The sequence below is a fragment of the Mycobacterium sp. Soil_C_30 genome, from assembly GCF_057656995.1.
Map to the genome: position 1 here is coordinate 100,504 of NZ_JBDGJH010000022.1, position 22,264 is coordinate 122,767.

The 22,264-nt window shown below is 64.3% G+C and carries 18 protein-coding genes; 4 read left to right on the forward strand and 14 right to left on the reverse strand.

What is annotated here, in order from left to right; translation table 11 throughout:
- Positions 1–40 precede the first annotated feature (40 nt).
- The 9 genes from AC3A6P_RS29535 to cmrA all read right to left on the reverse strand — a co-directional run bounded on the left by AC3A6P_RS29535 (position 41) and on the right by cmrA (position 13,972).
- On the reverse strand, positions 41–916 hold the full coding sequence (locus tag AC3A6P_RS29535; protein ID WP_487695924.1) for a class I SAM-dependent methyltransferase: 876 nt from the start codon (positions 914–916) through the stop codon (positions 41–43).
- A gap of 18 nt (positions 917–934) precedes the next feature.
- Entirely contained in the window at positions 935–3,667 is a 2,733-nt protein-coding gene (locus AC3A6P_RS29540; protein WP_487695925.1) for a PE-PPE domain-containing protein, read from the reverse strand.
- 807 nt (positions 3,668–4,474) lie between these two features.
- A complete protein-coding gene (locus AC3A6P_RS29545; RefSeq protein WP_487695926.1) occupies positions 4,475–7,396 on the reverse strand; it encodes an MMPL/RND family transporter in 2,922 nt (973 codons plus the stop codon).
- A 35-nt stretch (positions 7,397–7,431) separates the two neighbouring features.
- On the reverse strand, positions 7,432–7,842 hold the full coding sequence (locus AC3A6P_RS29550) for an MmpS family transport accessory protein (protein WP_487695950.1): 411 nt from the start codon (positions 7,840–7,842) through the stop codon (positions 7,432–7,434).
- A gap of 113 nt (positions 7,843–7,955) precedes the next feature.
- A complete protein-coding gene (locus AC3A6P_RS29555; protein ID WP_487695927.1) occupies positions 7,956–9,440 on the reverse strand; it encodes a flavin-containing monooxygenase in 1,485 nt (494 codons plus the stop codon).
- A gap of 187 nt (positions 9,441–9,627) precedes the next feature.
- Positions 9,628–10,470, reverse strand: a complete 843-nt coding sequence (locus AC3A6P_RS29560; protein WP_487695928.1) for an SDR family NAD(P)-dependent oxidoreductase — start codon at positions 10,468–10,470, stop codon at positions 9,628–9,630.
- A gap of 160 nt (positions 10,471–10,630) precedes the next feature.
- The gene (locus AC3A6P_RS29565) at positions 10,631–12,109 is read right to left on the reverse strand and encodes a flavin-containing monooxygenase (RefSeq protein WP_487695929.1); all 1,479 of its coding nucleotides are present in this window, start codon (positions 12,107–12,109) and stop codon (positions 10,631–10,633) included.
- 105 nt (positions 12,110–12,214) lie between these two features.
- Positions 12,215–13,045: an SDR family NAD(P)-dependent oxidoreductase gene (locus AC3A6P_RS29570; protein WP_487695930.1), complete on the reverse strand. Its 831-nt coding sequence runs from the start codon at positions 13,043–13,045 to the stop codon at positions 12,215–12,217.
- A gap of 120 nt (positions 13,046–13,165) precedes the next feature.
- Positions 13,166–13,972 carry a mycolate reductase gene (gene cmrA, locus AC3A6P_RS29575; protein WP_487695931.1) on the reverse strand — a complete coding sequence of 269 codons (807 nt, stop codon included), beginning with the start codon at positions 13,970–13,972 and terminating at the stop codon, positions 13,166–13,168.
- Positions 13,973–14,121: 149 nt separating this feature from the next.
- Between cmrA and AC3A6P_RS29580 the strand changes: the two genes are divergently transcribed.
- Entirely contained in the window at positions 14,122–14,958 is an 837-nt protein-coding gene (locus AC3A6P_RS29580; protein WP_487695932.1) for a phthiotriol/phenolphthiotriol dimycocerosates methyltransferase, read from the forward strand.
- 38 nt (positions 14,959–14,996) lie between these two features.
- Positions 14,997–16,361 (forward strand): cytochrome P450, encoded by a 1,365-nt coding sequence (locus AC3A6P_RS29585; protein ID WP_487695933.1) that lies wholly within the window; start codon positions 14,997–14,999, stop codon positions 16,359–16,361.
- A gap of 10 nt (positions 16,362–16,371) precedes the next feature.
- On the opposite strand, the gene AC3A6P_RS29590 is transcribed toward AC3A6P_RS29585, so the two are convergent.
- Complete coding sequence (locus AC3A6P_RS29590) at positions 16,372–17,157, reverse strand: alpha/beta hydrolase (RefSeq protein WP_487695951.1); 786 nt, start codon at positions 17,155–17,157, stop codon at positions 16,372–16,374.
- Between the two features lie 136 nt (positions 17,158–17,293).
- On the opposite strand from AC3A6P_RS29590, the gene AC3A6P_RS29595 reads away from it, so the two are divergent.
- Positions 17,294–18,124 (forward strand): SDR family oxidoreductase, encoded by an 831-nt coding sequence (locus AC3A6P_RS29595; RefSeq protein WP_487695934.1) that lies wholly within the window; start codon positions 17,294–17,296, stop codon positions 18,122–18,124.
- Between the two features lie 4 nt (positions 18,125–18,128).
- Here AC3A6P_RS29595 and AC3A6P_RS29600 read toward each other — a convergent pair whose 3' ends face one another.
- Genes AC3A6P_RS29600 through AC3A6P_RS29610 form a run of 3 tightly spaced genes read right to left on the reverse strand, consistent with a single transcriptional unit; the run spans position 18,129 to position 20,064 of the window.
- The gene (locus tag AC3A6P_RS29600) at positions 18,129–18,872 is read right to left on the reverse strand and encodes a nitroreductase family protein (protein ID WP_487695935.1); all 744 of its coding nucleotides are present in this window, start codon (positions 18,870–18,872) and stop codon (positions 18,129–18,131) included.
- Positions 18,865–19,368 (reverse strand): DUF2505 domain-containing protein, encoded by a 504-nt coding sequence (locus tag AC3A6P_RS29605; RefSeq protein WP_487695936.1) that lies wholly within the window; start codon positions 19,366–19,368, stop codon positions 18,865–18,867. Before AC3A6P_RS29605 ends, AC3A6P_RS29600 begins: the two co-directional genes overlap by 8 nt.
- A gap of 12 nt (positions 19,369–19,380) precedes the next feature.
- Positions 19,381–20,064 (reverse strand): flavodoxin family protein, encoded by a 684-nt coding sequence (locus AC3A6P_RS29610; RefSeq protein ID WP_487695937.1) that lies wholly within the window; start codon positions 20,062–20,064, stop codon positions 19,381–19,383.
- Between the two features lie 83 nt (positions 20,065–20,147).
- Here AC3A6P_RS29610 and AC3A6P_RS29615 point away from each other — a divergent pair, with 83 nt between their 5' ends.
- On the forward strand, positions 20,148–20,978 hold the full coding sequence (locus tag AC3A6P_RS29615) for a class I SAM-dependent methyltransferase (protein WP_487695938.1): 831 nt from the start codon (positions 20,148–20,150) through the stop codon (positions 20,976–20,978).
- Here the strand turns inward: AC3A6P_RS29615 and AC3A6P_RS29620 are convergent.
- Positions 20,971–22,242 carry a phthiocerol/phthiodiolone dimycocerosyl transferase family protein gene (locus AC3A6P_RS29620; protein ID WP_487695939.1) on the reverse strand — a complete coding sequence of 424 codons (1,272 nt, stop codon included), beginning with the start codon at positions 22,240–22,242 and terminating at the stop codon, positions 20,971–20,973. The two genes, AC3A6P_RS29615 and AC3A6P_RS29620, sit on opposite strands and share 8 nt — an antisense overlap.
- Positions 22,243–22,264: the final 22 nt, after the last annotated feature.

Genomic DNA, 22,264 nt, shown 5'->3' on the forward strand with positions numbered 1-22,264 from the left:
ATCTTCGAATCAGCTGAATCTTCGTGTCCCTCTTGACCTCTCACGTGGGACCGGACGTATGGCCGTCAAAGCGGTAACGCAATACGACGGTGGCAATCAGCCGGGACAACGTTGCGCTCCGGGCAGCCAACCGGGCTGCGACCCGCCCGATCAGCAGAAGATCGGCCACCTCGGGTGTCCGGGTGAGGAAGATCTCGTCGAGTAATGACAAACCGTCGACCCACTGTTCCAGCAGCCTGGGATCGTTCAAGCCGGGATTGGCCAGACCGCCGGCAATGGCGCGCATCGCGCGGGAGCGCTTGAAGGTCTTCATGGCGTGGGTGGTGTAGGCGTTGAGTGCCACCTGGCCGTTCGGGAAATGGCCGACCAGCCGGTTCAGCAGCGCCACCACGTCATCTTGGGCCAGGAACAGCACAACACCGTCGGCGACGATCATCGCCGGCCGGTCTCGGGGAATGTCGCGCAACCACCCGGGGTCGGTCAGGTCAGCACCGACATTGTGGGTATTGTTGCTGTGCGGCAACAGTTTTCGCCGAAGATCGGCGACGACGGGATAGTCGATGTCGTACCACTCGACGGTGGCCGGCGGGTCGACCCGGCAACGCCTGGTGTCCAGACCCGCCCCGAGATCCAGCACGACGGCATCCGGGTGGTGAGCCACGAACCGGCGCACCATCTCGTCGATGATCTTGGTCCGCACCGCCACGTCGAAGACTCTGGAACGGCGGTCGAGGAACTTGGTGTTCAGCTGCGGGAACTTGTCGAGGTTGTAACCGATTGTCGTGATGAGCTCGTCGGAGTTGTTGTCGCCCAGGAACGGCCGCGGCAGACGACTGTCCAGTGCCCGGCTACCCAATGTGAGGAACAGGCTTTCCTGCGCCGGACTCAGCTCCGGAACCGCGATGCGCGTGGTCACGCGGCTCCGTCGCCGCGGCTACGCGGCTTTCTTCTCGCTGCTGCCGGTGTCATCGCTACCGCCGGTGTCATCGTCGCTGCTGGCATGTCGAGCGTCGCTGGCATCGTCACTGCCTTCAGCGTCGTCAGTGCGGGCATGCCGTGCGCCCCCGGTACTTTCGGGACCCTCGGCGTCATCGTTGCGGGCGTGCCGACCGCCGCTGGTCTTGTCGCGGCCCGTGCCGTCGGTGTAGCGGGCGCGCTTGTCACTGACGGTTGTTTCGGTGTCCTCGGTGTCGCCCGCTTCCTCCTCGCCGGTGACATTCTCCTCGGTGTCCTCAGCGGCTTCGTCCTCGTCGGCCGTGTCCTCCACGACGGCAGCGTCATCGGCCACGTCGTCGCCCGTTGCGTCCTCGTCGGTGGCGTCATCCTCGGCGGTGGCGTCATCCTCGGCGGTGGCGTCATCCTCGGCATCCACGACGGCATCGTCGTCGCCGGCGGTGCGATCGCCGGAATCCTCGTCGCCGGAACGATCTCCGAACAGGCTGGCCAGCCGTAGGGTTGTGTCCTCCGAGTCCTCTCCCGCGGCGTCCTCGTCCGACTCGTCCATGGTGACGGGTGGGCCGCCGACCCCGTACGCGCCCTGACCGGTGGTGTCGGGTCGTGTTGTTCCCAGCAGGCGACCCAGACCCATCTGCTCGAATCCGTTGTCCAATCCGGTGGCCACGGCAACGGACAGGTTGGTGGCGAATTCCCCGGGGTTGGGGAAGTACAACAGATTGGTTGCTGTGGGCTCGCCCGGGCTGATGTTCCGGTTGTACCCGGACTCGACCAGGACCCGTGCCACGGGATCGAGGATGTCGGCCAACGCCGGACCGACGACGGGTAGCCATTGCACCGGATACAGCAGCGGGACGGTCTCCGACGGGATGAGGTAGTACTCGGTGTCGCCGTAGCGATCCTGCAGCACCGCTTTGCTCTCCGGGTCATCCGGGTAGAACAGGTGGTTGACGATGCCGAACGCCCAGTTGGTCATCGAGATCGGATTCAGCATGTTCGTGGGTGTGTCCGCGAAGAAGTCGTACTGGTAGGCGATGTCGCGCGTGGTGATCTGGCCGGGTTCGGCACCGGCTGTCTCGGTCGGGGTGCCGCGGGTGTCGGTCCAGAAGGGATCAATGCGCACCGAGGATCCACCGTTGGGGCGCAACGGATTTCCGATGAATACGAAGGACGGGTTGACGCCTTCGATCCCCCCGTATTCGTTGAAGTCCTTCTTCCACTCGCCGCCGACGAACGCTCCCCTGGAGTAGCCGAAGATCGTCGGCGACGGGTCGTCGCCGATCGCGTTGGTCAAGGTCCATTTGCCGACCAGGTCGCTCGGCTCCCACCAGGGCACGTTGTTGACGTTGGACGTATCCAGATCGGTCAGGCTGCCGACATAGGTGGCGGCCTTGTCCTCGATCCACTGATCGCTTTCCATCAGGAACGGGAACGGAGCGAGCTGAATGCCTTTCAGGGCATAGACACCGCTGACGGCGCCCACCGGCGTCGGCACACCGGTGGTGGTGTCTCCGTCCGGGTAGAGAGGATCCGGATCGTATCCGAGCATCTTCCACATGTTGTAGAACGCCGGTGCCAGATCGCTCGGGTTGAAACCGATGTTGACGAACTGCGGGTCAAGCGGCTTGTTGGAGAAGTCCCACCACGACTCGGCGAGGCGGAACAGGTTGATGTTGCCGGCGATGTAGTCGCCCATCGGGGTGTTGGCCGTGCCGTTTTCGTACGCTTCCAGCCATGCGTCGATCTTCTCGTTCCCCGGCCACAGATCCCCGATGAACTTCACGATGGCCGGATAGTCCTGCTCCGGCGGCACATACGGGCAGTAGCCCCAGCACAGCGGGCTTCCGGGGGTGTAGGGGTCGAATCCGACCACCAGGCCCGCGACCAGTGTCTGGATGGTTCTGCCGAGTTGCTCGAGGCTGGGAAGTTTGATCGGGTTGTCCGCCGGGTCCGCCATCAAGTGGTTCAGGTAGTTCACGAAAGGTGAAACCAGATCCATGTCGATGGGTGTGTTGGCCCACGGCAGGAAATTCTCGCCATTGGGACCGTCGATGGTGCCGGGGATGTTGAACCCGGGAATGTTGTTGATCTTGCCGCTGGGTCCTTCGACGGGGCCGTAGCTTCCGTTGATCAGCTCGGACAGACCGATTTTGAAGAAGCCACCGATCATCGGGAAGTCCACCATGCCGGTGAACATCATGACGTTCCAGATCAATCGGTCGATACCCGTGATTCCGGTGATCGGCGCCGTCGGCGTGGTGGGGACGCACCCCTCGGCGTCGCAGTTGGGGTCAACCGGAAACTCGGCAGCCCAGAAGCGCCAGAACTTCTGCGCCAGACCGTTGCCTGCCAACACCCCGAGCGGGTTGTCGGCGTCGAGCGGAGCGTCGGGATCAAGCCCCGAGAGGGCAGGAATCGGAATCGCCATCGCAGCCGCCGCCATGAACCGCACCGCGTCCGCGGGGTCTGTCCCCCAGATGTTGGACGGGCCGGTGACCAACCAGTTCCCGCCCCACAGCTGGGCTTGGGCGAACAGGTCGAAGGCTTGCAGCTCGGAATTTGGAATGTTGATGATGTCGATGAGCAGATTGAGCGGAATGTTGGCGATCGACGCGGCAGCCAGGTCGACGTCCGTGTCGATCACGCGGACCTCTGCACGCGGTGGTGCCGGTGCTGCGACCTGGGTGACGGTCAACACGGTGGCCGTTGCCATTGCCACACCGGCCGTGAGCTGAGACAGCGCCGAGGCGCTGCGCTGCGACCGGTGAGATGCCGCTGTCGCGTTTCCCGCACCGCCAACCGCCTGGGACGGCCATCCGGCGCCGGCCTTGCGGTCGGCTTTCCGTCGACGGTGACGTCTTGCTTGGCGCGCAGCACCCATGGCGCTTCCCTCCCACAATCAAGTGAATGTTGCTGAGCGTACCTCCGCTAACGCCGTTTGGAACCGCATTCTGACTTTTACGCGGCCGACAGCGACACTCCGGCAGCCCGCAAATGTGCGCCTGTGGCGCCCTGACCGGCTTCTCCACCGGCTCGGGCCGTGTTGACGGGAGCACGATGTTGCCGACCAAAACGTTTCCCGTGCAACCAAATGCGGCGATATCTCGCGGAGGAAATCCACGATGAACACTTCGTCCAGCAAGCGGCGATCGGACGTGGCAATGCAACTCGCATTGGATCGACCACACCGTAGAACGTTCGAATCATGCTCTTGCATCAAGATATTGCCTCGAGCACGTCCTGCCCGGGGGTCTCCCACGGCAGGACGGGAACCGAGTCCAACCTGCCACGCGGTAACCGATACGTGGTTCACGCCAATACTGTTGTGACCTCCGGTAATTGCGTGGCTGAAGTGACGTCTCCGTTCCCACCGATCTGCAGCCGGTGCGATGGCATACGCCACCAGTCCACCGCGCAGCGGCACTGCGCCGCACACCCGGGCCCGACCTGTCGTCACGCCACGCTGCGCGTCGACGTCGCTAATACGGCGGCCGTAGCCGTCGCTGCAATTTCCGGGGGTTCAGCGAGGGGCGACGAACTGTCTCACCTCATCGTCGACCGAGAGATCGTGAACCGAGCCGTTCTGAGCGGGGTTCGGACCGGACCCGGCGCGGTGGGCGGTGCGCGCCGGACGACTGCGGACGTTCATGGGCCACCAGAACCACCGTCCGAGCAACGCAGCCGCAGACGGCATCATGAACGACCGAACGATCAAGGTGTCGAACAGCAGGCCCAGAGCGATCGTGGTGCCCACCTGTCCCACCACCAGCAGATCGCTGACCAACATCGACGCCATGGTGAAGGCGAACACCAGCCCCGCAAGTGTCACGATCTTGCCGGTGCCCCCGATCGCGCGAATCATCCCCGTCTTGATTCCGGCGCCGATCTCCTCCTTGAAGCGGGAGACCAGCAGCAGGTTGTAGTCGGCCCCCACTGCCAGAAGGATGATGACCGACATCAGCATCACCATCCAGTGCAGGTTGATGCCGATGATGTGTTGCCAGACAAGTACCGACAGACCGAACGACGCCCCCAATGAGGCCACCACCGTGCCCACGATCACGAGCGCCGCAACGAGACTTCGTGTGATCATCAACATGATGATCAACACGATGCACAACGAGGCGATCCCGGCGATCAACAGATCGTAATTCCAGGCTTCCTGAAGGTCTTTCAAGACCGACGCCGTACCAGCGACATAGATCTGCGAATTCGCGAGTGACGTTCCCTTGACGGATTCTTCTGCGGCTGTCCGTATCGTGTCGATACGCGCGATCCCGTCCTTGGAGGCCGGATTTCCCCGGTGGGTGATTATGAACCGGGCCGCGTGGCCGTCCGGCGACATGAACAACCTGACCACGCGCTGGAACTCCGGATTGTCGAACACCTCACGAGGAAGGTAGAACGACTCGTTGATCTTCGCCGCGTCGAAATCCTGTCCCATGGCAGCTGCATTGGTGCCCAACTGTTCGGTCTGCCCCAGGATTCCGGACATGGTGCTGTACGTGGTCAACATCATGGTCTGCATGCTCTTCAGTGTTTCGATCTGCGGCGGGAGCAGCGCAACCAGTTGCGGCGCAACGGTGTTCACATTGTTCAGGTCCGGCGTCAGCTCGTCGAGTTTCTCGTTGAGCCGGTCGGTGCCCGCCGAGGCCGCCAACCCGGCTTCGCGCCCGGTTCTGGCGGCCTCACACGTGGCGAAGAGAATGCAGGAGTCGGAGAACAGAATCTTGTCGTAACGGTTGTACGAGTCGTTGAGTCGGCCGAGGTCGTCACGGATCGCTTTGGAAATGCCCACCATTTCATGTGAGACGCCCACCATGTGGTTGGTGCTGGCGGTCAACTGTTTCATCAAGGAATAGCCGCGTTCCATCGAGGCGATGGTGCCGTCGAGTTCATCGGCTTGCGCTCGCATCTCTTCCATGCGGTCTTTGATGAACTGGACGTTCTGCTGCTGACCGGCGGTCCCGATGCTGACCAAGGACGGAAGCGATGCGTGCCGCAGCGGCGTGCCTTCCGGGCGAGTGACGCCCTGCACCAGGGCGATACCCTCGACGTCGAAGATGTCCTGGGCCACCTTGTTCAGCACCAGGAGGTCCGCGGAGTTACGCATGTCGTGGTCGGAATCGATCATCAGGAGTTCGGGCATCATCTGCGCCGGCGAGAAGTGGCGGTCGGCGGCCGCCCAGCCGATATTGGCAGGCGTGTCCTGCGGCATGTACGGGCGGTCTTCGTAGCTCACCTGGTACCCGGGCAGGGCCAACAGTCCGACCATGGCGAGAGCGCAGGACGCCACGAAGATCGGCAAGGGCCAGCGCACGATCGCCGTGCCGACTCGTCGCCAGCCGCGCGTCGATGTCGTCCGCTTCGGCTCGAGGAGGCCGAACCGGCTCGCCACCGTGAGTACGGCGGGAATCAAGGTCAGTGCCGCCGCAACCGCGACGAGCATTCCCACCGCGCACGGCACACCCATGGTCTGGAAGATGGGTAGCCGGGTGAAGCTGAGGCAGAAGGTGGCCCCGGCGATGGTCAAACCGGATGCCAAGATGACATGCGAAACACCACGATTGGCGGTGTAGTACGCCGTCTCGCGGTCTTCGCCGGCTTGTCGGGCCTCGTGATAGCGCCCGATCAGGAATATCGCATAGTCGGTTCCCGCAGCGATGGCGAGAGCCACCAGGATGCTGATCGCGAACGAGGACAGCCCGATGAGGCCGAAGTGCGCCAGGGACGCGACCACACCGCGGACGGCTGCCAGGCCGATCCCCATCACGACCATGACGAGGACAACGGTGGTGATCGAGCGGTACACCAGCAGCAACATGATTGAGATCACCACCACGGTCGCCACCGTGATCTTCACGGCGGTGTGATCGCCGGTGTACGCCAGGTCCGCGGAAAGCGGTGTCGGACCGGTCACATACGCCGTGATCCCCTCCGGGGCAGGTGTTTGCGCCACGATGTCGCGGACCGCGTCCACCGATTGGTTCGCCAGCGTCTCGCCCTGGTTCCCGGACAGGTTGAGTTGAACATAAGCCGCTTTACCGTCCGCACTCTGTACGGCCTGCGCGGTCATCGGATCCCCCCAGAAATCCTGGACGCGCTGCACGTGGGTGTCGTCGGCGTGGAACTGCCGGATGAGATCGTCGTAGTACCGGTGGGCGGCCTCCCCGAGCGGTTGCTCACCTTCCACCACGACCATCGCGACGCTATCGGTGTTGGATTCCTCGAATACTTTCCCGATGTGGTCTCTGGCCTGCATGGACGGCGCGTCTTGGACGCTCAGGGAGACGGCGCGTTCCCGGGCGACCTGTTCCAGCGAGGGCACCCCCAGGGTGACCAGCGCAGTGATGGCCACCCACACCAGGATCACCAGGACCGCAAGGCGACGGACCACTCGAGCCAGGAACGGACGCTCGTGAGGTCCGGGTTGTACGGTCACGGCCTCGCCCACCCCCTGGCTCGACCCGCGCCAACTCATGCGCCGGTCACCAGGCAGTAGGTGAATGCATTCAATTGATTGGAGATCTTCTCGGCCCTCACTTCACCGTCGACCAGGATGCGGCAGCCGATACTGTTGCTGTTGCCCTGGGCCACAACGCTTCCGACGGAACCCGGTACCGACGAGACCGTGAACGACCATGGCAACGGTGCTCCCCCGACTTGTTGTGGGGTGGCGTCAGCATCGAAATAACTGATATCTGCCACCGCTCCCGCTGGGCCGAAGACTTCATAAACCAACTGTTTCGGGCTGACGGCATCCTCAGCACCGGGCTGGGCGTACGAGGGGTGGGCCTGGGAACCGAAGGCGCCGTGCAACCTTGCCACGGCGTACCCTCCGACGCCGGCCACGATCACGACCACCAGCGGCAGCCACACCCGAGCCAGAAGCCTCAGCAACGGTGAGCCGTGAGGCCGTCGCCCGTCGCCGCCGCGGAACGTGGTTTCCGGGCGTGGCTGCGGATGAGGCGAACGTCTGAGCACAACTGTGTCTTTCGGCATCAGGAGATTGCATAGTCCGACAGCGGGAAGCGATCCTGCGCTCTGACCGCGTTACGGACCGACGTGGGCCGAAACAGCGCGGGTTCGCCGGTGGGGCTGAACCAGTACGACCTCGACGTCGCGCAATTGCCCAGCCGGAAAACCGAACTCTCGAGCCGCTCGGACACCTCCTGCAAGAACCGGGCATTGGCGCTCTCGGTGACTTCGAAGGTGGCTGCGCCGCGGCTCTGCAGGCAGCCGAAAAGCCGACTCATGTGGCGCATCTGGTACTCGACGGTGTTGAACCACGACAAACCCACCCAGGCATAGGGGCTCGCCATGGTCAGGAAGTTGGGGAAATACGGCACCGAAATACCCTCGTACGCCTGGAAACCCGCCTCGCGCCACCATTTTCCGAGATTGCGGCCGTCCCGCCCGATCACCTCGATGGCCGGCAGGTTGCTTTCCCACACGTCATAACCGGTGGCCAGAACCAGGGTGTCGACGGTCCGCTTCGTCCCGTCACAGGCGACGATGCCGTCGGGCTCGATGCGTTCGATGCCGCTGGTCTCCAGGTGCACGTTGGGCTGGCTGAACGACCGGTAGTAAGAGTTCGAGATCGAGGGCCTCTTGCACCCGAAATCGTATTGTGGCTTCAGCTTGTGGGACAGCTCGCGGTCGCGAACAGCGAGGTGACGCTGGATTCGCGAGCCCAGGGTGATGGCTCTGTTGGCCACCTTGAAGTACTTGTAGTTCCACATGGTGATGACATTGGCGATGTCCATGAAGGAGTCGGTGCAGAAGCGCAACGCGCGTTGCGTCAGTGGCACCGTGGCGAAGAGCCGCCGGATGAGACGCGGGAACCTGATGTCGGATTTCGGCATCACCCAGATGGGCGTGCGCTGGTAGACGGTCAGCTCGGAGACCTTCTTGGCGAGTTCCGGGATGACCTGGATGCCCGTCGACCCGGTGCCGATGACCGCGGCTCTGCGCCCGTCGAAGCAGTAACTGTCGTCCCATTTGGCGGTATGGATCATGCGGCCGGCGAAACTGTCGATCCCGGGAATGTCGGGTGTCCTCGGTTGGCACAGAAAGCCCGTTGCGACGATGAGGAATTGGGTGGTGATCGGCGTTCCGCCGACCAACGAGATCCGCCAACTCTGGGCGTCTTCGTCCCACTGCGCGCCCTCGACGCACGTGTTGAACCGCATGTGCCTGCGGACGTCGTATTTGTCCGCGACGTGCTCCGCGTAGCTCTTCATCTCTGCGCCCTCGGGAAAGAGGCGTGTCCAGCGTGGGTTGGGTTCGAACCAGTAGGAGTACGTGGTCGCCGGCTGATCGACGGCCAGTCCCGGGTAGCGGTTGACGTGCCATGTCCCGCCGAGATCGTCTTCGCGGTCGACGATCAAGATGTTGTCGTAGCCGAGGCGCTTGACCTGGATCGCCGCGCCGATTCCGCCAAAGCCCGCCCCGATGATGACGACGTCGAACTGCTCCTCACCCATAAGCACTAGACGGTACCGGCGGGCCGGAGAAAGTCACCATGTTCGGGGAAAAATGAACTTAGCGAAAGGTGTTGCCAGCAAATGGAACTAGATCTTTCGAACTAGTCGACCCCCACTTGTGATCCATACCCAGGTGGGCGTGGGCTCCGGCACGCCGACTCACGCCGGAGTCGGGGCGGAGATCGATTCACACCGTGGTGGTGTCACCCCGCGGCATCAGGCGGCCGGTCACCGGCGCGAAGAGCCGCTGATAACCGGCCGGGGTCAGCCGTACCAGCAGGTCGAACGTCTTGGCGCCGGGCCCGACGAGCACACGGGACCTGTTCTTGCGCACCCCGGTGAGAATGCCCCGCGCCGCCGCCTCGGGAGCACCTTTGGCGAGCTTGTCGTCGAACAGCGTGGCCAGGTCGGTCATGTTCAGGCCCTGGGCACCCGTCGCGTTCCGCGCGATCGCCGTCTTGACGCCACTGGGGTACACGGTGGTGACTTTGACCGGGTTCCCAGCCAGCATCATCTCTTGACGAAGCGCCTCGGTGAAGCCGCGTACCGCGAATTTGGCGGAATTGTAAGCAGATTGGCCGGGGGCGGCGAAGATGCCCCAGATACTGGAGACGTTGACCACGTGGCCGTCACCGGAGGCGATCAAGTGCGGCAGGAACGCTTTGGTGCCGGTCACCACACCCCAGTAGTTGACCTCCATCACCCGTTCGAACTCGCTGAACTGACTCTGGCTCACCTCACCGAAGAACCCGATACCGGCATTGTTGTAGATCTGGTTGACCACCCCGAAGTGGTCGTTCACCTCGTCGGCGTAGGCCAGGAAGCGCGCACGGTCGGTGACGTCGAGCCGGTCCGCCTTGACGGAGGCACCGAGGGCCTTGACCCGTTGTTCGGTGTCCCCCAGCCCGGCGGTGTTGACATCGCTGATCGCGAGTTTTGCGCCCGCCCGCGCCAATTCGACGGCGAGCGCCTGCCCGATCCCCGATCCGGCGCCGGTGACCACGGCGACCTTGCCAGCGAAACCGTCCATGTTCACCCGTCCCTTGCTTGAGAACCGAGTCGAGACCCCACCTGGCGTGTGAGCCTAGCGTTCCTTCTCCATCCCGTCAGGTGCTGCGGCCAACGGGGCACGAATCATCTTGCTTCGTCAATTATTTCGAGGGGCCGCCAGCTCGAAGAAAATGCGCTGGTCAGCTGAAGGAGTAGTCGCTGAGCGGGAAGCGGGTCTGCTCGGTGACCGTGGTACGCGTACCGGTGGCGCGCAGGTATGTCTCGCCGTCGGGGCTGAAGTAGTACGACCGCGACGTGCCGCAGTTCCCGCGATGGAACACCGTGTTGTGTTGCAGGGCACTCAGCCGGCTACAGAAACGCTCGTTGGCGTCTTCGGTGACCTCGAAGGTGGCCGCATTCCGCCGGCGCAGCTCGCCCAGAAGCCGATCCATGTGGCGCATCTGGTATTCCATCATGTCGAAGAAGTTCAGGCTGACCGCGTACGGGCTCGCCAGATTGAGCAGATTCGGGAAGTACGGGATCGACACCCCCTGGTAGGCCTGGAAACCGTAGTTGCGCCACCACTTTCCCAGGTTGCGGCCGTCACGCCCGATGATCTCGATCGCGGGGAAGTTGGACTCCCACAGATCGAACCCGGTGGCCAGCACCAGCGTGTCGATCTGGGTCGTGGTTCCGTCGCGGGCGACGATGCCACCGGGTTCCACCCGGTCGATGCCCGAGGCCTGCAGATGAACATGGGGTTTGGTGAAGGTCCGGTAATAGGAGTTGGAGAACGTGGGCCGCTTACAACCCATGTCGTAATCCGGTGCGAGCTGGCGCCGAAGCTCTGCGTCGCGAATGGACACAAAGCGCAGCATCGACGACGCGTGGGCGGCGGACTTGTTCAGCCACCAGAACCGGTGGTAGCGCAAGACCGACGCCACGAACGAGATCTCGTACATCCCGTCGGTGATCACGCGGAGCGCGCGCTGCGTCAGCGGCACCCGATTGAACAAGCGCCGCAACGCTTTCGGCATGGGAAAGTCGGTCCTGGGAACTACGTGGATGGGCGTACGTTGGTACACCGTCAGGTCAGCCGCCTGTTTGGCCAACTCGGGTATCAGCTGCACCGCAGTGGCCCCGGTGCCGATGACGGCGACCCGACGACCCGTGAAGTCGTAGTCGTCGTCCCACGCTGTGGTGTGCACGATCCGGCCGGCGAACTGGTCGATGCCGGGAATGTCCGGAGTGCGCGGCTGTGACAGCACACCGGTTGCGGCGATCACGAACCGGGCCACCAGCGTGTCGCCACCGGCCAGTGCCACCTCCCAGCGCTGGGAATCCTCGTCCCACCGCACGCTGTCGACGGTGGTGTTGAAGCGCATGTGCCTTCGGACGTCGTATTTGTCGGCCACTCGTTCCGCGTAGCGCTTGATCTCCTCCCCCGGAGCGTACAGGCGAGACCAATCCGGATTGGGCTCGAACCAATAGGAATAGGTGGACGACGGGATGTCACAGGCCAGCCCGGGGTAGCGATTGACATGCCACGTTCCGCCCAGGTCGCTTTCGCGATCCACGATCAGAAGATCGTGATATCCCAGCTTTTTCAGCTGGATGGCGGCGCCGATTCCACCGAAACCGGCTCCCACGATGACGACCTCGTACGCCAAGGCACTCATGGTGACGGAGGGTACCTGTCCAGCGGCACTGTCGGGAAGGGGTTGTTGACTCCAGAAATTTGCTGAATTTGCTGGTCGGTGAGCGTGGCCGCCTCGGTGCGGGGTTCAGCTGAGAGGCTTCATGAACCGCCGCAGGACGGGCGGCACCAACTGCTGATAGTGCGGGCCCACGATGCGCACCGCCAGATCGAGGACCTTCATATCGGGCCCGATCAGCACCCGGGGCCGGTTCCTGCGGACCCCACCGAGGATCACCCGGGCGGCTTTCTCCGGGGAGGTGGACCACAATCGCACATCGAAGTTCTCCGTGAGATCGACGTCTCCGAGCCCTTCGGCCACGGTCATGTTGCGAAGGAAAGCGCTTGTGACACCACCGGGAAACACCGTGGTAACCCGCACAGGATGCCCTGCGAGCGCCATCTCCTGGTACAGCGCCTCGCTGAAACCGCGTACCGCGAATTTCGCCGAGTTGTAGGCGGCCTGCCCGGGTACGGCAAACAGACCGAACGCACTCGAGACATTCACCACGTGCCCGTCGCCGGAGGCGATCAGGTGCGGCAGGAACGCCTTGGTTCCGTGTACGACGCCCCAGTAATTGACGTTCATCACCCGTTCGATCTCCGCGAACCGGCTTATCTCGACATCTCCGTAGAAGGAGATCCCCGCGTTGTTGTAGATCTGGTTGACTTTGCCGAAACTGTCGTTGACCGTCTCGGCGTAGGCGACGAAGGCCTCGCGGTCGGAGACGTCGAGCCGGTCCGCCCTGACCGGTGCGCCGAGGGCGGCCACCTGCTTCTCGGTGACCGTCAGACCATCGACATCGATGTCGCTGATCGCGAGAGTGGCACCCCTACGCGCCAATTCGAGCGCCAACGCCTGACCGATACCCGAACCAGCGCCCGTTACGGCAGCGACCTTGCCGGCAAACCCATTCATGCCTGCACTCCCCTCAGTCCGCTTTCTCGAGCGTAACCGCGATCCGCCGTCGACGACGCGGACACCGATTGCGGTATCCGCGGTCAGCGCCGGTTGCGACGGTAGGTGTGTTCGCCGGTGTTATCCCCCGCCGAGTTTTCGGTAGACATTGCCGACGATCGGCGCCAGCACAGCGCGGGGCAGGTAGGTGCTCGTCAGCGACATCACCTTGGCGGGCAGACCGGGCACCACACGCATCTTGTTGCGCTGCAGACCATTCAGCGACGCCTTCGCGGCGTACTCGGTGGAGACCCACATGTAACCGGGTATCACCTTGTCGACCACCGCTTCTTCGACGAAATCCGGCAATCCGGAACTGACCGGGCCCGGTGCCAGCAGCGTCACATGCACCCCGGAGTTCCGCAGTTCCACCCGCAACGCCTCACTGAATGTATTCAAGAAGGCCTTGCTGGACGAGTACGCGGCGTTGTTCGGTATCGGCGAATTGCCCGCAGCCGAACCGGAAATCAGGATGCCGCCCGCGGCGCGCCCGAGCATCCCCGGCAGTACCGCCAGCACCAGATCGTGCACCGCCACGACGTTGAGTTGCACCAGGGCGCGTTCGCCGGCAGGGTCCAGTTCTGCGACGGGGCCCAGCGTGGCCACACCGGCGTTGGCGCACAGGATCGAGATCGGGCGCGCGGCCAGCTCATCGGCCAGTTTCGCCCGGTGCGTCGGATCGGTGAGGTCCGCCGGCCACACTTCGACGGTGACGCCGTACTTGCCCACCAACCGCGCAGCCAAGTCCTTGAGCAGATTCTCGCGGCGCGCAGTGACGATCAGATTGTGGCCGCGCGCGGCCAATTCGGTAGCCAGGGCTTCGCCGATGCCATGGGAGGCTCCGGTGACCACGGCACGGCCGTCGGCGCTGGGTGAAGGTAGCGACACGCGCACGACGCTACACTCCCAGCAAATGAGTTGCCAGACCTTTCGCGAATTCTTCGAGCACATAAGCGTTGTACGAGACTTTCCGGTTAAGAAGCTGAGAACTCGCCGAACCCCTCCACTACAGGGCCGCCGCCTGCAATACTGCCCCCGTGGCCACTGCTAATCGACTGGTATCCAGCCCGTTCGTCAACCGCCTGGTGACGAACCCCGTTGTCTTCCATCTACTTTTCACCTCGTTCGTCACGAAACGGTTTGCCTCCCAGACACACCTGCTCGGCGACGACGACTGGTTGTTCCTGAATTACGGTTACGAGCAAGACCCTCCGATGGCCGTACCGCTGGATTCCTCCGACGAGCCCCACCGGTACTTCATCCAGCTCTACCACCGCACCGCAGCCCAGGTGGACCTGAGCGGCAAGAAAGTGCTGGAGGTCAGCTGCGGCCACGGCGGCGGGTCGTCGTATCTCACCCGCACGTTCAAACCCGCGTCCTATACGGGACTGGATCTGAACCCGGCCGGCATCGAGTTCTGCAAGAAGCGTCACCACCTGCCGGGCCTGGAGTTCGTCCACGGTGACGCACAAAGTCTTTCGTTCCCAGATGAATCCTTCGACGCAGTGGTCAACGTCGAGGCGTCGCACCTCTATCCGGACGTCCCGAGCTTCTTTGCCGGAGTGACCCGCGTGCTGCGTCCGGGCGGACATTTTCTCTACGCCGATTTCCGCCGGCGCAGCGCGGTCGCCGAGTGGGAGGCGCAGATGGCCGCCACTCCGCTGCGGATGGTCTCGCAGGCCGTCATCGATGCGGATGTGCTTCGCGGGAACGAGAAGAACCGCCCGAGGAAGCAGGCCCTGATCGACCACCACGGCGCGGCGGCCGCACGCGGCTTCACCCGGTTCTCCAGCGATCTGACCGACTGGGCGTTCAACGGTGCGTTGCGCAACGGCGAGTTCACATACCGGGTGTACTGCTTCGTCAAAGACTGAGACGCCTGACTGGAGTCGACCGCCGGAAGAGGATTCGCATGAACTTGGCTGACTGGCTCCGATTCCGCGCGAGCCTGATGAAGATAGGCCTCGACGGTGCGACCGGCGTGGTCCGGGACAGGGCGGTGTCGTACAGCTCTCTGTTGACCGGCCGGGAAACAGCACCACTGACCGATTTCGACCCGTTTGCGCCACAGACGAGGCGGGACCCGTACCCGCACTACCGCGCCCTGCTGACCGGGCCGGATGTGCCCAACGTGTGGTACAACCGCAGGCGCGGTATCTGGATCGTGGCCGGATACCACGACGTACGAACGGCATTACGCGACCACGCCTCGTTCTCCTCGGCGGAAAGCCAGGCCCGGTACCGGGTGCATCTGCAATCGATGAACGCGGCCGACCCCCCGTACCACACGCGGCTGCGCAAGTTCGTCTCCCGGGCGTTCACCCCGCGGGCGATGGCCGCGTGGCAGACGGTGATCAACGAGGTCGCCGACGAACTCGTCGACGCCATGATCGCCCGTGGCACAACAGAGCTCGTGCACGACCTCGCCAAACCGTTGCCGAACCGGCTGATCGCCACGATGCTGGGAATTCCGAAACAGGACCACACCCAGTTCCTCGCCTGGGCCGACGCCATGGCCGAAGGGGCGTTTGCGCAACTGGACCGGCGCGGGCTGGCCCTGAGCGCCCGTTCGGCCCGGGCGACAGCGGCCATGCGACGCAATCTCGATCACCTCATCATGCAACGCCGGCGTGATCCCGGTGATGACCTGATCTCGATGATGACCGCCTCGGACGGCAACGACGTGCTGACCGACGACGAGATCTTCTGGAGCGCTGCGATGCTCATCGGTGCGGGCAGCGAGACGACCACCAATCTCCTGTCAGGACTGTTCCTGACGCTCGCGCAGCGCCCGGAGCTGTACACCCGGCTGCGTGAGCAGCCCGAACTGATCCCCTCCGCGATCGAGGAACAGCTTCGGTTCGTCGCACCCGTTCAAGGGTTCTATCGCACCGCCACCCGCGATTACACGATGGGAGCACAGACGATCCCGGCCGGTGCGCGGGTTCTGCTGCTGTTCGCCGCGGCCAACCGCGACCCGCGCCACTATCCCGACCCGGATACCTTCGATCTGCTCCGGAACCCGACCGACCACCTCGCCTTCGGCATCGGGATCCACTTCTGCCTCGGCACCCCGTTGAGCCGCCTGGAAGTGAGCCGCGTTCTGAGCCAACTGCTTCCACGGGTCGAGTCGATCCGCCTCGCCGGCGACTACAGGTATCTGGATGACCCCACGATGCGCGGGCTGGCGCATCTGCCGCTGGAACTGGTGCCCGCCGGAGCGAGAACCGGCGGCGCCGGCAGCACCACCACGGCCGGCTCGCTCGACAGAACCTGATCCGCGATCCTCACAATCCGCGGTTGCCGAGCCAGCCGTCGATCCGCGCAGCCACCGCGTCCCAGCCGGGCTCGAGCATCATGTTGTGTCCCATGTCCGGGAAGAACTCGGCTTCGGTGCGATACGCCCGCGCGGTGGCGAGCACTTCCTTCCGGGTGTGGGCGCCGTCGTCCTCGGCGCCCAGGACCAACAGCGGTGTGGTCACTCGGTCGGGCCTGGGCAAGCTCAGCACGAGGCAGTCGAGGCCCACACGTGCGCTGTCCTCCTGGAGCCTGGCCGCATACTGCGCCACGTCCGATTCCGGAGTGTGCGCGGAGAAGAACCGCTCACGCGCCAGAGGTGGAGTGCTGATGTACGGCAGGGCTTTGCCGGTGGCCGTCATTTTGACGAAATGCCAAGGGTGATGCCGTATCCACCGCATCGTCGATCCGAGGTTGCCCTGCGGCGGCATGGAGGACATCAACACACCGGCGGGCGCGTGGTTGGACTCCAGGTATTTCTGCACGATGAGTCCGCCCATGGAGTGACCGATGATCACCGGTGCCGTGGGAAGACTGTTGGCCACCGCCCCGACATCGTCGGCGAAGTCGGCGACCGAGCACCTCCGCAGCGGTTTGTCGGCCGGACTGCCTCCGTGGCCCCGCAGACTGAGCGCCAGCGCCCGGTACCCTCTGCCGGCGAAGAAGCTCAGAAAGTGCTGGTCCCAGCACCAGGCCGCGTGCCAGGCGCCGTGGACGAAGAGCAATGGGACAGGGTGAGATCGGCTGACAGCGCCCCGGTCGATCACCTCGAGCATTGGCACGTTTTCCCTTGTGCTCCGACGGAATCGCAAAATTAACACGGAACGGGCGTCCGAAGGTTCGGTTTCGGGTTTCACGCGGCCTCGGTCTGTGCAATGGTTGACCGAAACCGTTGCGAGGAGCCCTGATCCGATGAAATCCCAACCCGTCGCGCTGGTCACGGGTGCGACGAGCGGTATCGGCGAGGCCACCGCGCACCGGTTGCAGGCCAAGGACTACCTGGTATTCGCGGTCGGGCGCAATCCCGCTGCGCTCGAGGACCTCCGCGCCCGGGGATGTCAGGCCCGCGCGCTCGACATCACCGACGAGGCTGCGGTCAACCAGCTCGCCGACGAGATCAACGGTGAGTTCGGCGGTTGCGACGTCCTGGTCAACAGCGCCGGGTTCCCGCTGCGAAGCCCGCTCGAGCAGGTGTCGCTCGACGATCTCCGTAGTCTCTTCGAGACCCATGTGGTTGGGCCACTGCACCTTTCGCAGGCCGTCCTACCCACGATGCGGGCCCGCGGATCCGGCATCATCGTCAACATCGGCAGTACCGGTGGGCGGTTCACCTCACCGGGTGCGGGTGCTTATCACATCAGCAAGTACGGTCTGGAAGCGCTGTCGCTCGCGCTGAGCGCCGAGCTGAAGCAGTTCGGTGTCCGCGTCGTGTTGATCGACCCGACCGGGGTGCGCACCCGGTTCGTCGAAGCCCAGCTCGAGGAAACCCGTTGGTACCCAGACGATGATCCCTACGGCGAGTTCAAGCGTCGTTACGACGACGCGGCGCTGGCGTTGACCAAGGCGCCCGGTGTCATGGTCGATGCCGACACCGTCGCCCGCGTCGTCATGCGGGTGATCCAGGCCAAGAATCCGAAACCCCGCTACGTCGTCGGTTTGTCCGGCCACGCCACGGTACTGGCGCAGACGCTGCTCACCGACCGGATGTGGGAGCGCATCACGTTGTCGCGCCTGGCCCCCTGAAAGCCTATCGGAGCGGACGCTCGAACCTCGCGAGCCAGGCGCGGTTTCCGTAGGCATCGCGATGGACCACCTGCTCGACCGGTTTCCGGGTGGTGGGCCCGTAGCGGCCGCGCGGCCAGCCCAGCGGCACGATGCAGCACGGTGTCACCGACGGCGGCAGGCCCAGAACCCGGCGGGCCGAGACCTGACTCCACAACGGCAGGGTGATCAGCGACGCGCCCAGCCCCATGGCGCGCGCCGCCAAGAGCAGGTTCTGCACGCTCGGATAGATGGATCCCCAGTACGCCGACTCCGCCACGTGCGGCATCCGCACGACCGGCAGGCGCCCGTCGCGGGCGCCCAGGCGCAGGCATGCCACCACCAGCACCGGGATCTCGGTGAAGTGATCGACCTGCCATTGGATCGAGCGCGCGATCTTGGCCATGGACTCGTCCTGGGCGAGAGCGCGGCGCAGCACCACACCGCGCTGGATTCGCCAGGCCTGCCGGTAGCGCCTGGCGAGCTTTTCCTTGACCCGGACATCCTTGACCACAACGAACTCCCAGATCTGCCCATCGTTGCCGGTGGGTGCGCGCAGCGCGAGTTCGATGCATTTCAGCACCAGGGCGTCGTCGACCGGATCGGGCAGGACCCGGCGCACCGCCCGCTGCGTCATCATGGCCTCCGCCAACGACATGTCGAGCCCGGCCAGCGCTTCCGCCGGCCCCCGCACGGAGGCAGAGGACGTGTGCGGCTGCGCGTCAGGCATGCGCACCGATCCAGGAGGTCGTGAAGCGCTGGATCTGATCGAGCCCGTCGGCGAACTGCCGCGCGACGTATTTCTCGATTCGACTGCCCACCAACGGCACTGCGAATTCCACGGTCGCCGACAGTGAAAGGGTGGAGCCTTCTGGCGACGGTGACAGCATCGCTGCACCATAACCCGATCCCGGTGCACCGGTGGCCGCAACGCTGATGGTTCCACTGATCTGACCGTCGCCGGACGGGGACCACCGCTCGGTGCTCACGACGTTGAGGTCACCGCGGTACACGTGCGCAAGGATGCCTGGCAGCATGCCTCGCCGCAGGTCTTCGGTGATGGTCACGGTGACGGTGCCGTCGGGATCGACGACCAGCGAGCGCAGCGCCTTGGCGCCGCCGAAGGCCGCGATGCGGGCCTGCCAGTAATCCTCATCGCCGAAAGCCGAGTGGATCTGTTCCACGCTGGCCGGTGAGTCGAACGAGAGGTCGAAGGAGCTGGGCATCGGCGGCCGGCCCTAGGTGCCGAACAGGCGATCAGCGAGGGCACCGGCGAACTTGCGTGTCTCCTCCAGCTGCTCCGGCTGGACGTTGGTGCTCGGAATCCGGACTCCCAGATACTTCTGCCGGTACTCCCCGCTGCCCAGGTAGCTCGTGAGCGACAACATGGATCGAACCGGGTCACCGGGGTAGGTGAAGTGGATCTCGTCGACATACCGACCCCCCTGTTGCTCGGCGAGTTCGCGCACCGACATGAGGTTCTCGCGCCAGTACTGACGGCAGACGACGAACACGGCGAAAGGCTTGTCCTGCAGCAGCTTTTTCGCCTCGTCGGATTTCAGGAAGGACCGCATCGGCAGGCTCACGGTCTCCCACCATGTCGGGGATCCGATGCAGATCAGGTCGTAGTCGTTGTCCCGCACCGTATCCGGAGTGCGGATCTCACCGGTTTCGCCGCGCTTCTGTGCCGGTAACACGCTGAGCATGTCGGGCCAGACCCGTCGCATCGGAAAGCGGGAGAACCGATCGGCATAACGCTGATCGGTGAACTCGATCGGGGCGGGGCAGACCTCACACCCCCGCTCGCGGAACACCTCGCCCGCTGTCTCGAGAACCTTCTGCGACTGTCCCGTGTAGCTGTAGTAGAGCAGCAGGACCCTCGGTGACCGCTTCCCCTCCGTGCCGCTGGTCGTTTCCGTCATCCGATCCACCCCTTCCGTCGAATTCTGTGCTGTGGTGCGCTGTATCGGCGACCTTGCCGCCGTTCGCGGGTTAGGCTCCGTACGTGACTGGCAGAGTTTCCGTCGACCTCACCGGGCCCGCACAGACCATGCTCACGACCCTGTACTGCAAGGCACGCGATGCCGGGTCGAAACAGCCTGTTCTGGGCGACAGGTTCGCCAGGGAGACCGTGGACCGCATCGATTTCGACTGGGACGGGCTGAAAGTCGCGGACCGGTGGACACCACTGGTGACGGTGCGCACCGCTCAATACGACATCTGGGCGGCGCAGTTCCTGGCCGCGCACCCGCGGGCCACCGTGATCCACCTGGGATGCGGCCTGGACAGCCGGGTGTTCCGGCTGGATCCCCACCCGGATGTGCAGTGGTACGACGTCGACTACCCGGACGTGATCGCGCTGCGTAAACGGCTCTACCCGACCCGCCCCAGTTACCATCTGGTCGCGACGTCGGCCACCGACCCGTCCTGGCTCGACGAGATCCCGGTCGACGGCCCGGTGCTGCTGTTGGCCGAAGGCATCAGCATGTACCTGACCGAAAGCGATGGAATTGCCTTGCTGCAACACGTTGTCGACCGATTCGGGGCGGGCGAGATCCAGATCGACTTCTACAACTGGCTCACGGTCCGGTCGCAGAGAACCCACAAGCTGCAGCGGCAATCGGGTTCGACACTGCACTGGGCCGTCAACGGTCCCGCCGACATCCTGGACCAGGTGGCCGAACTGCGCCTGCTGGCCGCCGAGACCTTTTTCGATACCCCGACGTTCCGCCGGACCTCGGCGGGCTTCCGCATGGCGGGCCGGCTGGTCCGGGTTGTGCCGCCGCTGCGTCGGGCGCTGCAGTACCACCGCTACGCCTTCGGCCCCGTCACCTGACACCACTGGGCGCGTGCTGCTGGGCCAGTTCGCACAGCAGAGTGTGGATGGCGGCCACCGATCGTTCGGGCTGCGGGCCGTACGAGTGATATTCGACATTCAACTGCCCGGCATAGATCTGGGTGAAGTAGATCTCGATACCGTCGTTGACGTCGAAGTACAACTCACCGTGCGTGCTGATCACTTCCAGATCGGGCGGCGTGCGCAACGGCGGCACCAGACCGTTGTCGGACAGCAGCACCACATCCGGCAACCCGGGCGCATTGCCGACATACTGCGGGCTGAAGTGGAGCCGCGACTGCTGTATCACCCCGTCGGCGAGGTCGGATTTGAAGGTCTGGGCGATATCGCGCGCGAGCTCGACCACATCTGTCCTGCGGTCGATCTCGGCCAGATAGGTCGCCAGTCCCACCGGGTTGGTGCAGCCCGTCGCGGACACCGGCGGGGACAGGAAATACCGTAGGTCGACCGTGTAGATCAGGGGAACGGGGATGGTCGCCGCCCCACGCAGTTGCCACTCCGCTTTCACGATGACAGCAGAGAGCATCGCGGTCAGGCCGATTCCCTGAGCACGGCAGAGTGCGACGATGCTGTCGGTGTGCTGCTCGCTCAGCTGGCACGAGACGATCGGAACACGCACGGGTGACGGTGATTTGACACCTGTGGTGGCGCGCCGGGACGGCGGCAGGTCATAGGCGAACACCGCAGGCATGAATCGTTCGATGCCCGAGCGCTTCTGCTTGTGGATACCCCGCTCGGCAAGTATCGCCTCGACGGACTCCGGGGCGGACTCGACGGTGAGCCGACGGATGCTTCCGCTGACCACCAGATCGGTGTAATACGACAGCAACTCCTCGATCAGGGTGTACATGTGGTGGCCGTCGGCGAGGCTGTGGTGGACGTAGAGGGTTGGGCGCGCCTGGCCGTCGCGGACGGTCACCCGCAGATGGACCAGCGCCGTGTACTGGTCGAAGTGCAGCGGCGGTTCCTCGGCCGCCGGGTCGTGCAGTTCCACCACCTCGAGGCCCTCGGGCAGGAGGTCGTCCGCGACCAACTGATGACGCCCGTCGTCGCCGCGCTCGAGCCGGGCGGTCAGCACCGGACGCGCTTCGAGCAGCGCGTCGTAGGCCGCCGACAGGGCCTCGAGATCCACCGGGCCCTTCACCTCGGCGCCCAGCCCCACGAAGTTGTGGGTCTCGGCGAGCATCTCCTCACTGTTGGCCAGTTTGCGAATGACCGCCGAGGGAAAGCCGTTGCTGCCCATCTGCCTCTCCTTTTGCCTTGGC

Bases quoted from the DNA above. Each gene is read 5' to 3' on its own strand.
- AC3A6P_RS29540 (WP_487695925.1), bottom strand. From the start codon at position 3,667: ATGGCAACGGCCACCGTGTTGACCGTCACCCAGGTCGCAGCACCGGCA.
- AC3A6P_RS29555 (WP_487695927.1), bottom strand. From the start codon at position 9,440: ATGGGTGAGGAGCAGTTCGACGTCGTCATCATCGGGGCGGGCTTTGGC.
- AC3A6P_RS29560 (WP_487695928.1), bottom strand. From the start codon at position 10,470: ATGGACGGTTTCGCTGGCAAGGTCGCCGTGGTCACCGGCGCCGGATCG.
- AC3A6P_RS29565 (WP_487695929.1), bottom strand. From the start codon at position 12,109: ATGAGTGCCTTGGCGTACGAGGTCGTCATCGTGGGAGCCGGTTTCGGT.
- AC3A6P_RS29570 (WP_487695930.1), bottom strand. From the start codon at position 13,045: ATGAATGGGTTTGCCGGCAAGGTCGCTGCCGTAACGGGCGCTGGTTCG.
- AC3A6P_RS29585 (WP_487695933.1), top strand. From the start codon at position 14,997: ATGAACTTGGCTGACTGGCTCCGATTCCGCGCGAGCCTGATGAAGATA.
- AC3A6P_RS29590 (WP_487695951.1), bottom strand. From the start codon at position 17,157: ATGCTCGAGGTGATCGACCGGGGCGCTGTCAGCCGATCTCACCCTGTC.
- AC3A6P_RS29595 (WP_487695934.1), top strand. From the start codon at position 17,294: ATGAAATCCCAACCCGTCGCGCTGGTCACGGGTGCGACGAGCGGTATC.
- AC3A6P_RS29600 (WP_487695935.1), bottom strand. From the start codon at position 18,872: ATGCCTGACGCGCAGCCGCACACGTCCTCTGCCTCCGTGCGGGGGCCG.
- AC3A6P_RS29605 (WP_487695936.1), bottom strand. From the start codon at position 19,368: ATGCCCAGCTCCTTCGACCTCTCGTTCGACTCACCGGCCAGCGTGGAA.
- AC3A6P_RS29610 (WP_487695937.1), bottom strand. From the start codon at position 20,064: ATGACGGAAACGACCAGCGGCACGGAGGGGAAGCGGTCACCGAGGGTC.
- AC3A6P_RS29620 (WP_487695939.1), bottom strand. From the start codon at position 22,242: ATGGGCAGCAACGGCTTTCCCTCGGCGGTCATTCGCAAACTGGCCAAC.